The organism is Arthrospira sp. PCC 9901 (assembly GCF_059013425.1).
The window spans coordinates 5,171,502-5,185,809 of sequence record NZ_CP102296.1 but is presented as its reverse complement, the minus strand read 5'-3'; the positions used below and the strand labels follow the sequence as shown (position 1 = coordinate 5,185,809).

The window sequence follows — 14,308 nt, the reverse complement described above, 5'->3', positions numbered from 1 at the left end:
AAAAGCCATGAGCCAATTTAACCAGGAGTTTGAATTATTACTGCGATCGCGCTATCCGGTGATTTATATTCCCACATTAGAGGAGGAGCGCCTTGAGTTAACTATCAAGCAGGTAGGTTTGAACCAAGGAAATCGAGCGGTTTATGTGTGGGATTTTGTAGAAGGTTACAACGAGGGAAATCCTAATGATATGGGATTTGCGGTTCGCAACCCCCTCCTTGCCTTGGAGTTTGTGGAAAAAGTGCCGGACACGACACCGGCGATCTTTATTTTGCGAGACTTTCATCGGTTTTTAGATGATATTTCCATTTCTCGTAAAATCCGTAACCTGGCGCGTCGCCTCAAGTCTCAACCGAAAAATTTGGTGATTATTTCCCCCCAAGTTACTATTGCTGAAGACCTCAGCGAAGTGATCACGATTCTGGAATTTCCATTGCCCGATCGCCCCACTATTGCTAAGTCGGTGGAAAGCCTATTGATGGCAACGGGACAAACCCCGGAACCGCGTTTGTTAGATGAAATGGTGCGCTCGTTTCAGGGTCTGTCTCTGGAGCGCATTCGCCGGATTTTGGCTAAGGCGATCGCTAATCATGGGGAACTACAACCCAGTGATATAGAGCTGATTTTGGAAGAAAAACGCCAAACTATTCGCCAAACTCAAATTTTGGATTTCTACCCCGCTAAGGAAAATATATCTGATATTGGCGGACTCGATAACCTCAAAGATTGGCTACTGCGGCGGGGCGGCGCTTTTTCGGAACGGGCGCGACAGTATGGATTGCCCTATCCCCGTGGTTTGCTACTGGTGGGGATTCAGGGGACGGGTAAATCTCTGACGGCTAAGGCGATCGCTCACCATTGGCATTTACCCTTATTACGTTTAGATGTGGGGCGGTTGTTTGCGGGACTGGTAGGGGAGTCAGAATCTCGGACTCGCCAAATGATTCAGTTAGCAGAGGCTCTCGCTCCCTGTGTCCTATGGATTGATGAAATAGATAAAGCCTTTGCGGGGGTTGATGGTAAAGGGGATGCGGGTACAACTAGCCGGGTATTTGGCACTGTGATCACTTGGTTGGCTGAAAAAACTTCTCCGGTTTTTGTCGTGGCTACCGCTAATAATATCCAATCTTTACCGCCGGAAGTTCTGCGTAAGGGTAGATTTGATGAGATATTTTTTGTCGGTTTGCCTAACCAAGATGAGCGGAAAGCGATTTTTGAGGTACACCTAACTAAATTGCGCCCCCAAAGTCTCAAAAATTACGATATCGATCGCCTAGCTTATGAAACGCCGGATTTCTCTGGGGCGGAAATTGAGCAAACTTTGATTGAAGCTATGCACATTGGTTTTAGTCAAAATCGTGATTTCACCACTGAGGATATACTGGAATCCGCCAGTCAGATGATACCTCTGGCTCGTACTGCTCGCGATCAGATTCAATTTTTACAGGATTGGGCGGCGGCGGGTAAGGCTAGATTGGCTTCCCGACAAGATAGCCTCAATAAGCTATTTTAGACGGGGATTAGGCTATTTCATTTGTGGCTCGCCTTGATGTGGTCCCAATGTTCGCTATCATCAGGTTTTATTGAGTCGATTGTTTTTGGCGATCGCGATCAGATAATAAATGTTTCCCAAAATACTATGAGTCTTTATGGCATCTTTAAGTTTTTAGTCGGTGTGTTCCTAGCTATCTTGATTTTGGCGGGCGCAACTCTGGCCGCGGCTTTGTACTTTGCCGCTAGGTTGACGGAACTCCCCCAACGACCGACTTTTGCTACTGATCAACCAGTGGTGGTTGAAACAGCCAGCACCCCTACTCCTGAACCTACTCCTGAGCCTGAGCCTGAACCTGAGCCACAATTAGAGGAGGGGACCTATCGGGCGCGCGTGGTTCAACCCATTGGGTTAATTATCAGGGAGAGTCCTAGCCTTGATGCTAACCGGGTCGGTGGGGTCGGATATCAAGAAGAGGTTATCGTTTTGGAAGATAGCCAGGATAGACAATGGCAGCGGGTTCGCGCCGCCACTGATGAAGGTCGCACCGGTTGGGTAAGGGGTGGCAATACCGAGCCTATTAACTAAATCCTTGGCTTGACGGAAGATGTGATCTGGAACACAACTTTAACCATGAGGCGATCGCACTTAGGGTATGAAACCCATCACCAATTTCCATCCGTAAATTCACTGATTCATTTGATCGCGATCACTGCCAAATCTGGGAAAACTTGGGATGATATATAACACTTACCTATTTTGAGCATCAAAGCTCACTCATCTTTCGTAGTATCTCACTGGATTAGTGTCTAAAACAAGGCTAACAATTCAGAACGCGGTTTTCATCAGATATAAGCGGCCTCTTGGGTCGCTTTTTTTTGCTCCTGTAGGCGGCCCTCAGAACTAGCCTATAGCAATCTTTCAAATACTAGAGGGAATTTTGACAGAGCGTAAAAATTCGGCACTTTCTTCGGGAACAGATGTATTAATATACATTCCGCTTCCCAGTTCAAAGCCGGCGGTTAAGGAAACGCGGGGAATGATGGCAATATACCAATGGAAATAATCCGTGCGCTGTTCAGCCGTGGGTATGGAACGAATGGTATAGTTAAAATCGGGGTTGTTTAAACCAAAATAAAATTGAGACATTACTACTTTGAGGGTTTGGGCTAAATCCTCTATTTCTAAATCCGTAATTTCATCAAAGGAAGAAGCATGATTACGGGGAAAAACCCATGTATGAAAGGGGGAAAGCGCCGCGTAGGGAATAAATGCGGCAAAATGCTCCCCCGTGTAAATAATGCGATCGCCTGCTTTGAGTTCGTCTTTGAGGGTGCGACAAAAAAGACATTCTCCCGTATCATCGTAGTAGCGGACTGCTTCTCTAGCGCGATCGCGCCATTGATAGGGAACAATAGGAAGGGCTGCAATTTGGGAGTGAGGATGTTCTAAAGAAGTCCCAGCACTTCCTCCGTGGTTTTTAAAAATAATGATGGTTTCAACTCTAGGGTCTTTTCGTAGTTCGCCATAGCGTTGGCGATAGACCCGGAGAATATTGCTAATGTCTTTAATATCCATCAAAGCAATATTTAAATCGTGGCGAGGGTGTTCGATTACTACTTCATGATATCCCACTCCCGACAGGGATTTAAAGATACCTTCACCATGACGAACTCGTTGACCAACATCAGAGAGAGCCGGATATTTATTCCCTACTACTCTCACTCGCCAACCACCATTATCAGCCAGTCGTAAACACTCTTGAGTTCCGGTTAGATGTTCATTTCCGGGACAAAATGGACAGTCATCTCGGTAGGTAGGTAAGGGTTCTAATTTAGACAAGGGGGGCGCAAATTCATGGGGTCTTTTCGCCCTTTCTGAGGCAATAATTACCCAGTCTCTAGTGATTAAGTTTTGTCGTAGTTCAGTCATGATACTTTCCTAGTTATGAGCCTAAATAGGCGTTTTTAGGGGGTTAACTACGGTCGATTTGTTGCCTTTCTATCGCTTCAAAAAGAGCCTGAAAATTGCCTTCACCAAATCCTTGTGCTGACTGACGACGTTCTATTAATTCCCAGAAAAAAGTGGGTTGATTAAAAATTGGATGGGTGAAAATTTGCAACAGCATTGATGCTGAATTTGAAGGATGCCAGTCTACTAAAATTTGATTTTTTTTGACGAGTTCCCAATCTTGCTGTAGTCGGTAAGCAGCTCCCCTAGCCTCGATTGTATCATAATAATTTTCGGGAATTGATAAGAATTGTAAACCCTGATTTTTGAGAAAACCAACGGTTTCAATAATGTTGGTTGTCGTCAGTGCAATATGTTGTATTCCTGAACCTCGGTTAAAATTCAAAAATTCTTGAATCTGGGAATTTGGGGAGGCGGGTTCATTGATGGGAAATTTAATTTTTCCTTGGGGGGATGTCATCACCTGACTGTATAAGCCAGAGTAATCAGTTTGAATGTTAAAACTTTGTTCGGGGTTGAGTCCTAAAACAGAATTGTACCAGTTTGCCGCAACATTGAGATCACCTACTTCGACATTTAAGACGACATGATCAATGGCTGTTAAATGAATCGGCGATCGCTTTAGTTTAATCGGGTATTGACAGCCGGGAAGCCATTTATAAGGGGAAATAGCCTTAACTTCGATCAGGGAATGTTGCAAGGAACCCCAACCGGAAATAATTCCCCATTGACTAGCAGCGATCGCACTATCATGGCTTTGTACGGGTTGCAGAAGTTTTGCGCCGCCAGAAATAGCGCGATCTATTGTTTGGGATAAATTGTCTACCCGAAAGGCTATATCAGCAATTCCGGGGGGGTGTTGGCGGAGAAAGTTAGCCACCGGACTCTGTGGGTGGCGGGGTGAGGACAGGAGGATATAAATTTGACCATTAGCCATGGTGATTGTATGATGGTGATCATTGATGTTTTGTCCCACCTCCTCAAATCCGAATTTGTCGATAAACCAGTTGCGAGATACTATGGCATCCTCAACATAGATATGAATGTGGTCGAACTCCATAAATTAGTGATGACAATTTAGCCATAATTGAGACAATCCACCTTTTAGTATAAGAGATACAGACAAGCGATCGTGGGTAAATTAACTCAGTGAGGATTTAATAAACCAACCTCCCAAATTTTCCCAGTTTGTTTCACCTTAAAGCAACCGCAAGACTCCAAAAATTTGGGTAATTTTTTGCTATGATTAAATTGGCGAAGTAAATTATTGATAGGTACATGATATTTGGTCATAAAATGACTCGCTAAAATTGATATATGCACTAAAGAATTAGGGGATTTTTGAGTGATTTCTTTCAGAATACTAACTAACGCCTTTTCTAAATCATCGCTGGATTTAATTGTTGTCGGTGTAGTGTTTGATGTAGTTGCATTGACAGTCTGGGGTGGTAAGTTATCCGTAGAGATAGTGAAATTTTCATTAAATAACGTCACATAAGTCTGAGATGTATCTGAGATTTTATGCACCGCAAAAATCAGAGGGTTTTTGATAAAAATATCCTGAACTTTAAAATCCACAAAGTGTTCAGAAATTACCTGGATTAACGTCAATTTATATTGATGATGATAAAGGCTAGAGATTTTGGTTAGCTTAATCCAATAGCAATTAGTGCGCTTTTGTTCGGCTACAATTAACTCTTGCAATTGTTGCAGCAATTCTTCCACTTTGGGAATAACTTTTTTTGAGGATGATAAGGAATATTTTTGAGTCGTGCCATTTTGACTATTAAATACCACAATTTGGTCTTGATCTTTGCGGACATGATAAACAGTCAAACCGTGAGATTGTAAAGTATTACAGAGATGAATTAAGGCTTGATCTGATGAGCAAACCAGCACTTCTCGCGCCGTAGGATAGTGTACAAAAATTGATGACCCCACCGTTGCCATTTTCAAATCCGCGCTATCCTTTCCTGCGGGTACATGAATCAATTGATAGCCTCGTTGATGAAACTCAGCATCTTTTTTGCCTAAACTGCGCCAGTTCGCAAAAGCCACCCTAATTTGTAAAGGATAATGACAGATTTTTTCTAAAAACTTTTCTGCGTCAGCGTCTAGCTGAATATTTTCCGCATCAAGTAGTAGAATACTCGCTCCATTATCAATCATTCCATTACCATTTAAGTTAGGAATCGAAGCATTTAGATGTTGGTTTTTATCGTAATTTAGGAGTTGCTGAAGTTTAGGCTTGAGTTGATTAAAGGTATTAGTAGCGATCGCCTCTGAATTTAGCAGAGATTTCAGATAAGATCTCACCCTAGATAGCAATACTTCGGGGTTAGGCGCTTGACCCAACCCGTGATTCAATTTAGCTAACAGTTTAGTTTTATACTCAGGTTGTTCCCAGGAAACACTCTGATAGCGGATATGTAAGCACTCCGGGTGCTGTTGTTGAAACGACACAACGGTTTGATAGATCAGGTTACTGATCTGATTAACCGCCGTAGTTCCATTATTTGTCTGTGACACGAGCGACTGATGGGGCATACCCCTACACAAACCGTCAAAATTTGTTATCTATTATTTAGATTAGCATGAAGGATGGCGATCGGGTTAAATTGGGTAAGTAATATTCTCCCGCCTCCGAAATCGGGCCAATCCCTAACCCTTTAGGGTCTAATCACCCACTCCCCAATATTATACCCCCGGCGGCTGATCATGAGATCATACTTGGGTAGAATCTGGCTGGGGAAGACTCAGCCAACCATGTTGATCGGGGAAGAGTTAGGGGATAATGGTTCGATCGCACCATAATTGAGGTTTGAGAAGTACCATGATTAACTGGATTATGTCACAATATAAAACAGTTAATTTAAAAACTGTAAAAATCATGGCACGAGATCTGCGGGGATTTTTGAAAATATTAGAAGAACGGGGACAGTTACGAAGAATTAGCGCCCTGGTAGACCCGGATTTAGAAATTGCCGAAATTTCCAACCGAATGCTACAGTGTGGTGGTCCGGGGTTGTTATTTAAAAATGTCAAAGGTGCCGCTTATCCGGTAGCAGTGAATCTGTTGGGGACGGAACAACGGGTCTGTTGGGCGATGAATATGGAACAGCCCCAGGAGTTAGAAGAATTAGGTAAAAAACTGGGGATGTTACAGCAACCTAAACCACCTAAAAAAATCTCCCAGGCGATAGATTTTGGTAAGGTTTTATTTGATGTGGTGAAAGCCAAACCTGGGCGGAATTGGTTTCCTCCCTGTCAGGAGGTGGTGATTGAGGGAGAAGAGGTAGATTTAACTAAAATTCCCATGATTCGCCCCTATTCTGGTGATGCGGGAAAAATTATTACTTTAGGATTGGTAATCACTAAAGATTGTGAAACCGGAACTCCTAATGTGGGCGTATATCGCTTACAATTACAGTCTCATAATACCATGACTGTTCACTGGTTATCCGTGCGTGGTGGCGCGAGACATCTGCGGAAGGCGGCGGAAAATGGTAAAAAGTTAGAAATTGCGATCGCCCTAGGTGTTGATCCGCTGATTATCATGGCGGCGGCTACTCCCATTCCCGTAGATTTATCTGAATGGTTATTTGCGGGATTATATGGGGGTTCTGGGGTACAATTGGCTAAGTGTAAAACGGTGGATTTAGAAGTTCCCGCAGATTCCGAATTTGTCCTAGAAGGAACTATCAACCCAGGGGAAGTGCTACCCGATGGACCCTTTGGTGATCACATGGGTTATTATGGGGGTGTCGAAGATTCGCCACTGATTAGGTTTCACTGTGTCACCCACCGCCATGATCCCATTTATTTAACTACTTTTAGCGGACGACCACCCAAAGAAGAGGCGATGATGGCGATCGCCCTTAATCGGATTTATACTCCTATTCTGCGCCAGCAGGTATCAGAAATTTGTGATTTCTTTTTACCAATGGAAGCCCTCAGCTACAAAGCCGCAATTATTTCCATTGATAAGGCTTATCCCGGACAAGCGCGGCGCGCGGCTTTAGCCTTTTGGAGTGCTTTACCGCAGTTTACCTATACCAAATTTGTGATCGTGGTGGATCGAAATATTAATATCCGCGATCCGCGCCAAGTAGTATGGGCGATCGCCTCAAAAGTTGACCCATCAAGGGATGTATTTATTCTCCCCCATACCCCCTTTGATAGTTTAGATTTTGCGAGTGAAAAAATTGGTTTAGGGGGAAGGATGGGTATTGATGCGACCACCAAAATCCCCCCAGAAACCGAACACGAATGGGGGGAAGCCCTAGAATCTGATCCAGATGTCGCTAAAATGGTGGAACGTCGCTGGGCTGAGTATGGGTTAGGAGATTTGAATTTAAATGAAGTTGACCCTAACAAATTTGGCTACGAAATGAACTACATTCAGTGACCAAAACCAGACTTTAGGGGCGGGTTTATTGGTGCTATTTACCGCTATTTACAGCCAATAAATAAACCCCAAAACCCGCCTTTTATGAGTTGATTTAATCAAAAATTGCCCCCCGATTTTTCAAGTCAAACTTGGCATTTTCCGAAAGTCCGATCGCCCCTTTAAATTTAGCGTTTTCTACTTTAGCATTAGTCAAAAAAGCACCACTCAAATTAGCCCCTCGCAAATCTGCGCCCTTGAGATTAGCCTCTTTCAAATTCACCCCAATTAAATTAGCTTCCGTCAAATCAGCATTAGTTAAATCATGTTTTTGACCCCCATGATTAGAAATTTTCCAAATCACACGCCACTTAGGGTCTAACTGAGTGTCATCATTAATTAAAGTACCACTCAAATTAGCACCCCTAAAATCAACATTGAGTAACATAGAACCACGCAGATCTGCACCAATCAGATTAGTATTATTTAGTTGTGCATATTGCAGGTTAGCATTACTCAAATTAGCCCCAATTAGTTTGCTTTGAGTTAAGTTAGCCTGTCTGATATCCGCGCCAATTAGCTGACCATAAATCAAATTTACACCACCCATACTGGTACTAAATAGTTTAGCCTTATTCAAAGAAGCCCCCATCAAATTAGCCCCATTCAAATAGGCTTTAGTCAAGTCTGCACCCCGGAGATTAGCATGACCAATATCCGCATTAATTAAATTAGCTTCTATCATTTCTGCTAGACTCAAATTTGCTTGAATAAGGGTAGCATTCATCAAATTAGCTTTATTCAGATTAATGCTATTAAGATCAGCCCCTTGAAGTTGAGCGCCAATTAAAATAGCCTTGTGAAAATCTCGCTCCCCTTGAGCATAAGATGCTAGTAATGTTTCAGCATTCATCTGGCTTTTATCTCCTAGTTAAAATTAAACGGTAATTTTCCGGGTCGTTAATATCAATATCATCAATGAGTCGTGGGAGGTTAAAAAACACAAAAATATGCTACTATGGAGAGGTTTAAGATGATAATGAATTACTCCTCACTTGGTGTGGTTTCCTGGTTTTCTGTTCCGGTATGGTCGTCCACAGATTGGGATTTTTGGCGACGATTTCGGCGGGCTGATTTCATCAGTTTAACCTGATAAGGATCAGCATCCGATCGCCAATAAACTCTATGTCCTCGAATTTCCGCGCAGTGTTCCTCCAGACATTTTAACCAACCTCCGAGGGTTTGAATAGCTGATTTGTCATCCAGAAGCCCCCAGTCTTGTTCCTGACTGGTAAGTTTAGCAAACTTTTCATACGAGGGATAGTCTGGGGTAACGAAGGCTTCCTTAGCATAAAGAATCGGAGCATTAGCACCCTGATAACTTCGATAACTGACCTGGAGATCTCGCAGGTCGATCGCCATTTTGGTTTGTAGGACCGGATGGGGATTAGTATCAAAATCAGGATAAAATAAATAGGTGATTTTCGGCGTTTTAATGTGAAATTTAATCAACGTTGTTCCTTCTAAGCGTCCAATCGTCCGATGGGCGCAACCCTCATACACCCTTAACAGGGGGTCGAGTTTCTCTAGGGCGCTAATATGAACCCAAAGGGAGTTTTGGCGCTTCTGACCTATTTCGCTATTATAACAGCATTCAGCAATTATATCAGGGTTCCCCATACTATAAAGCATGACATCAGCCAAAGCACAAGCCTTCTTATAGCTACCAAATAACCCTTTAATATCATTTTTAACCTGTGGAGACAAATCCGACAATTTCGGGCGTTTTTCAAAGTGACTCAGGGCTAGATAAACCAGCAAATCTTGGCGACGACGATCTGCTACTTTTTCCCATTCTTGTGAGTTAGTGGCTTGCATAATTACCTTAAAAGCGCGTTTAATAGTTCCAAATTCTGCCTCAATTTCGGAAGTTTTTGGCAGTTCTGACCCCACCGGAAGCCGACCGCGATCGCACAAAAACTCTATCAAAGGTTGCAGGAGTTCTTGATATTCTTCAAAACGCTTAACCTGGACACAAATGCGGGGAGAAGAAACTCGCGATCGAAATCGGGAGGCGCGAAAATTCTCAGCTTCTGATTCATCTCTAAATACCAAATAAACACCCAAATCAATCGGGATAGAATCCACATTCAAAACCTGATCAATATAGATTTTCAACTCCTCTTGCTGGTAATACTTTTGAAAGGTATTGCGATTAGTAATCACCCCATCGCCATAAGCAATAATACCACGATCGCAATCATCAATCAAAATTTGCGCCGCCACAATTAACACCCTTTCCGTTAACTCCCAAGACCGAATTAATGCTTCCCGTCTTTCCACCTGACATTCAATCACATTAATCACATAACCCAGATTCACAATTTCCGATACAATTTGGGCAGTTTCTGGGGAATAGTAAGGGTCCCAACCTGCTGAAAAATAACCGCGATCGCTTATTTGTTTTAAATCACCTCCATAACCACAACCATAATCAAAGAAACTGCTATTTTCCCGAAATAATCCCGCTTCCAGCGCCAGGCGTACAGGGCGAGATAAACTTTTCCGAATTATCGCAGCTTTGTGGCGTTCAATGCGAGGAGTAATCGTAGCTGTTTCCCATTCCTGATCAGACAGATACACCACCTGATGATCCTGAATCGCCACACCACATCTAACCAGATGATTTAACCAACCTTGGCGGGTTCCAATACTGCTATAAAGTCGAGTTTTTTTACTCAACAATCCTAGCTTTTCCTCCATCTGGGTTAATTGGTAAAAACTGTCATAAAGGGGATAGTCCGCCGCCACAAAAGTTTCTTTACGGTGTAGGATAGGCGGGTTATTGCTGTTAGTATAGTTAGAAAAATTTACTCTACCCCTAGGGACTAGCACTTGATAACTCGTGGCTAAATCCGGGTGAGCATCTGTATCAAAATCTGGGTAAAATAAATAAGAAATAATCGGTTTATCCGTATGAAATTTAATCAGAGTTGTGGGGGGAACTGGGTTAAGCGCTTGGCGGGCTAGATGTTCATACAGGCGCAGCAGCGGGTCAAGGCGGTTAAGGGCAGAAATATGCACATACAGCGCGGCGGGGAGTTTTTTACCAATGGGGCTTTGGTGACAACAATGGGCGATCGCCCTAAGTTGATGAAGGGCTAGTAAAAGCTGGTTAACCCTCACACAGGCTTGCTGGTAGCTACCAAAAGTGCGATCGATTTCCTCATGCCACTGTGTCGAAAGGTCACTAAATCGGTTAATCTGGGGGGGAAGCTGAAATTCAATCGCTTTCTGGGCTAAGTATAAAATCAAATCATCGGCGGTGGGGTGAACATTTAAACCCCTTGGTGGGCGGTGATTGATGGCAAAATCCCAACTGTCACTGCTACACTGAATGACATCATGGCTGTCCATTACAACTGATCTCCACAGTCGGACTATCTTGGCAGCTATTATATGACATAAAGACCTCCAGGAAAATTCCTCCCTTGCCTTTTTTCAACAAGATTGCTATATATTTATCAGTTTCCGTCAAACCTTAACCGAAATTTTAGATGATTGCGATCGAATATTTATCTATTGCCATTGCTATGCTGCTGTTAGCTAGTGTCATTGCTAGTAAAGCTGCCAGTCGCTTAGGTGTTCCTAGTTTGCTACTGTTCTTAATCATTGGCATTTTAGCAGGTTCCGAAGGTATAGGGGGTATTGAATATAACAACCCCGAATTAACCAGGGCTGTCGGAGACTTAGCCCTGATTATTATTTTATTTTCCGGCGGACTAGATACTAGGTGGGCGAAAATTCGTCCCGTGTTAATTCCCGGACTCACTCTTGCCACAGTAGGAGTCGGGTTAACAACTCTTTTATTAGGGACTTTTGCTTGGTTTGTTCTCGGTTCCTTTTCCACCTTTAATATCGGCATAGAAGGACTTAATTGGACTGAAGGATTATTGCTAGGGGCGATTATTTCTTCTACTGATGCAGCCGCCGTCTTTTCAATTTTGCGATCGGGTAATTTAGGTCTGCGGGGAAATCTGCAACCTTTGCTAGAATTTGAATCTGGCAGTAATGACCCCATGGCCGCTTTACTAACTGTTCAAATAGTGCAAATTGTCGTATCAGGGGAGTTATCATTCTGGCATTTAGCCATCTCAGTCATTGTGCAAATTTTTCTGGGTCTGGCGATGGGATATGGTTTGGGTAAGGGTACAGTTTGGGCAATTTGTAGCATGAATTTAACTGCTGAAGGGCTATATTCTGTAATGACACTCGCTCTAACTTTGCTCACCTATGGTTTAAGTACCGTTGTCGGTGGTAATGGTTTTCTGGCTGCTTATATAGCAGGTTTAGTGGTTGGCAATTCCCAGCTTCCTAGCGCCGGAAAAAATATTTTTAGTTTCTATGAAGCTCTAGCTTGGCTGATGCAAATTATCATGTTCTTAACCCTAGGGCTGCTAGTTTTTCCATCCCAACTTCTTCCGATCGCTTCCGTGGCCATAGCAATGGGTTTATTTTTAATTTTCGTAGCGCGTCCCATTGCTACCCTTTCTTGTCTATCATTAGTAAAGATGCCAATCAAAGAAAAACTATTTGTTTCTTGGGTAGGTTTACGGGGGGCTGTTCCCATTGTTTTAGCAACTTTTCCTTTAACCGCTGGTATTCAAGGTGCTAATCAGATTTTTAATATCATCTTTTTTATGGTGATTTTGTCTTTACTGCTTCAGGGTCTATCCCTATCACCTCTAGCTAAGAAACTTGATTTAATGGCGGAGTCAGAAAATTAAAAATCTCAATTTGCGGGCTAAAATTATCATGAAAATCAACATATTTATAGGGGCGATATTGGCGGTTATTTTAGTCGCCTGTACACCCCAACCAAGCACCATAACAGGTCAGCAACAATCGGGGTTAGAATCAACTACAACCGAAAAATTTACCGATGCGGCTCAAACCATTGATATTAGTGAAATTCAAGCTATAGCCGGACAAACTGTTTATATTCCGGTTTACTCTCATATCTATTTCCGCAATACCCAACAGGCTTATAATTTAGCCAGTACACTTAGTATTCGCAATACAGACCCAAATTCTCCCATCATTATCACTTCTGTTAGTTACTACAATACTGATGGTAATTTGGTGAAAAGTTACCTTGATAGTGCCTTAAAAATGCCACCTCTCGCCAGCATGGAGTTTTTTATTGAACAAAGCAATACTAGCGGGGGTTCTGGTGCTAATTTTCTGGTTGAATGGGTATCAGAAAGCGCCGTTTCTGAACCGATAATGGAATCAGTAATGATTGGTGTATCAGGAACCCAGGGGTTAGCTTTTACCAGTCGAGGACAAGTAATTAATAATCAACCATAGATAATTAGATGGTTTTCAGAACCCCCTCGCTGGGGGAGAGGGTTACTTAACTACAGTCGATTAAAATTCATCCTCAAGAATAACTGCCAGAACCCGCTCAATGATATAATCGGGAGTGGTATTAGTATCTTCATCCAGCAAAACTACAATAGTCATTTCCTCATCAGGAAGATGCCATAAGGCTGATGAATAACCATCTATTCCCCCAGTGTATCCCCAAACATCTCCCCATTCTTTAGCATCCCAACTATTAACTCCTAAGCCATAAAAACCCCCCTCATGATCTGGAAACCAATTAATCATTTGATCAAAGGTATCCTCATTTAGGAGTTCATCGGTCATAAATAGGGTTTCGGCAAATTTTCCTACATCATAAGCACTGGAAATTAAGCCACGATCGCCTAAACCAGTGCCTAATTTTTCCGGACTGATGCAATTTTGACAACTCTTGTGTTTCGGGGGGGGAGTTTCGCGGTATTCGGTAAAGGTATCCTTTAAACCGAGGGGGTCAAAAATCCGCGATCGCATTTCTTGATAGAGAGGATTTCCGGTTACTGCTTCCACAATCAACTCTAGCAAAATATAGTTAGTATTCGAGTAACAATGACCCGCGCCAGGAACCCCCAGAGATTCTAAATTATCTGCCAAACAGATAGCCTCTTTAGCCGTCCAAAACTGATTTTTTTCCCGTTGACTAGCGGCTTGTTGAAACTCATCAGTTTCCAGGTAATCATCTAAACCGCTGCTATGATTAAGCAATTGTCGAATGGTAATTTTATCGCTATTTTCCAGGCGATCGCAGATTTCCTGATCCAGCCATTTCGTCAAATTATCTTCTAAATCAAGGCTACGATTTTCGTATAATTGTAAAACCACCGTAGCCACAAAAACCTGACTAATACCACCAATCCGAAAGCGATCGCGACGCTGGACTTTATGGCGTTTGGTAACATAAGAAAAACCCGATGCTATCTCATATTTGCCTTCAGGAGTTGCCACATAAAGAACTCCCCCCGGCACATTTTGTTCCGCCGTCGCTTCATCTAAAAGAAATTGTAAACTTTCAGTTAAGGCCATCATCATTACAA

11 protein-coding genes are annotated in these 14,308 nt (G+C 42.8%); 5 read left to right on the top strand and 6 right to left on the bottom strand.

Going from position 1 to position 14,308, the window contains the following annotated elements; translation table 11 throughout:
* Nucleotides 1-7 precede the first annotated feature (7 nt).
* Nucleotides 8-1,513 (top strand): AAA family ATPase, encoded by a 1,506-nt coding sequence (locus NLZ44_RS23045; protein WP_493751286.1) that lies wholly within the window; start codon nt 8-10, stop codon nt 1,511-1,513.
* A gap of 126 nt (nt 1,514-1,639) precedes the next feature.
* Nucleotides 1,640-2,080: an SH3 domain-containing protein gene (locus tag NLZ44_RS23040; RefSeq protein ID WP_493753064.1), complete on the top strand. Its 441-nt coding sequence runs from the start codon at nt 1,640-1,642 to the stop codon at nt 2,078-2,080.
* 333 nt (nt 2,081-2,413) lie between these two features.
* Here the strand turns inward: NLZ44_RS23040 and galT are convergent, their stop codons facing one another.
* The 3 genes from galT to NLZ44_RS23025 all read right to left on the bottom strand — a co-directional run bounded on the left by galT (nt 2,414) and on the right by NLZ44_RS23025 (nt 6,010).
* Nucleotides 2,414-3,424 (bottom strand): galactose-1-phosphate uridylyltransferase, encoded by a 1,011-nt coding sequence (gene galT / locus NLZ44_RS23035; RefSeq protein ID WP_493751285.1) that lies wholly within the window; start codon nt 3,422-3,424, stop codon nt 2,414-2,416.
* 43 nt (nt 3,425-3,467) lie between these two features.
* Nucleotides 3,468-4,523, bottom strand: coding sequence for a 4-hydroxyphenylpyruvate dioxygenase (hppD, locus tag NLZ44_RS23030; RefSeq protein WP_493751284.1), 1,056 nt, complete (start codon nt 4,521-4,523; stop codon nt 3,468-3,470).
* A gap of 86 nt (nt 4,524-4,609) precedes the next feature.
* Nucleotides 4,610-6,010: an NYN domain-containing protein gene (locus tag NLZ44_RS23025; RefSeq protein WP_493751283.1), complete on the bottom strand. Its 1,401-nt coding sequence runs from the start codon at nt 6,008-6,010 to the stop codon at nt 4,610-4,612.
* A gap of 343 nt (nt 6,011-6,353) precedes the next feature.
* Here NLZ44_RS23025 and NLZ44_RS23020 point away from each other — a divergent pair, with 343 nt between their 5' ends.
* Nucleotides 6,354-7,871: a UbiD family decarboxylase gene (locus tag NLZ44_RS23020; protein ID WP_493751282.1), complete on the top strand. Its 1,518-nt coding sequence runs from the start codon at nt 6,354-6,356 to the stop codon at nt 7,869-7,871.
* Nucleotides 7,872-7,965: 94 nt separating this feature from the next.
* On the opposite strand, the gene NLZ44_RS23015 is transcribed toward NLZ44_RS23020, so the two are convergent.
* The gene (locus NLZ44_RS23015) at nt 7,966-8,763 is read right to left on the bottom strand and encodes a pentapeptide repeat-containing protein (protein ID WP_111890946.1); all 798 of its coding nucleotides are present in this window, start codon (nt 8,761-8,763) and stop codon (nt 7,966-7,968) included.
* A 131-nt stretch (nt 8,764-8,894) separates the two neighbouring features.
* On the bottom strand, nt 8,895-11,267 hold the full coding sequence (locus tag NLZ44_RS23010) for a DNA phosphorothioation-associated putative methyltransferase (RefSeq protein ID WP_493751281.1): 2,373 nt from the start codon (nt 11,265-11,267) through the stop codon (nt 8,895-8,897).
* A gap of 140 nt (nt 11,268-11,407) precedes the next feature.
* On the opposite strand from NLZ44_RS23010, the gene NLZ44_RS23005 reads away from it, so the two are divergent.
* Together NLZ44_RS23005 and NLZ44_RS23000 are read left to right on the top strand one after the other, a co-directional pair.
* Nucleotides 11,408-12,637, top strand: a complete 1,230-nt coding sequence (locus NLZ44_RS23005; RefSeq protein WP_111894475.1) for a potassium/proton antiporter — start codon at nt 11,408-11,410, stop codon at nt 12,635-12,637.
* A gap of 28 nt (nt 12,638-12,665) precedes the next feature.
* Nucleotides 12,666-13,220, top strand: a complete 555-nt coding sequence (locus NLZ44_RS23000) for a DUF3124 domain-containing protein (RefSeq protein ID WP_493751280.1) — start codon at nt 12,666-12,668, stop codon at nt 13,218-13,220.
* A 60-nt stretch (nt 13,221-13,280) separates the two neighbouring features.
* Here the strand turns inward: NLZ44_RS23000 and NLZ44_RS22995 are convergent, their stop codons facing one another.
* Nucleotides 13,281-14,303 (bottom strand): serine hydrolase domain-containing protein, encoded by a 1,023-nt coding sequence (locus tag NLZ44_RS22995; protein ID WP_493751279.1) that lies wholly within the window; start codon nt 14,301-14,303, stop codon nt 13,281-13,283.
* Nucleotides 14,304-14,308 lie beyond the last annotated feature (5 nt).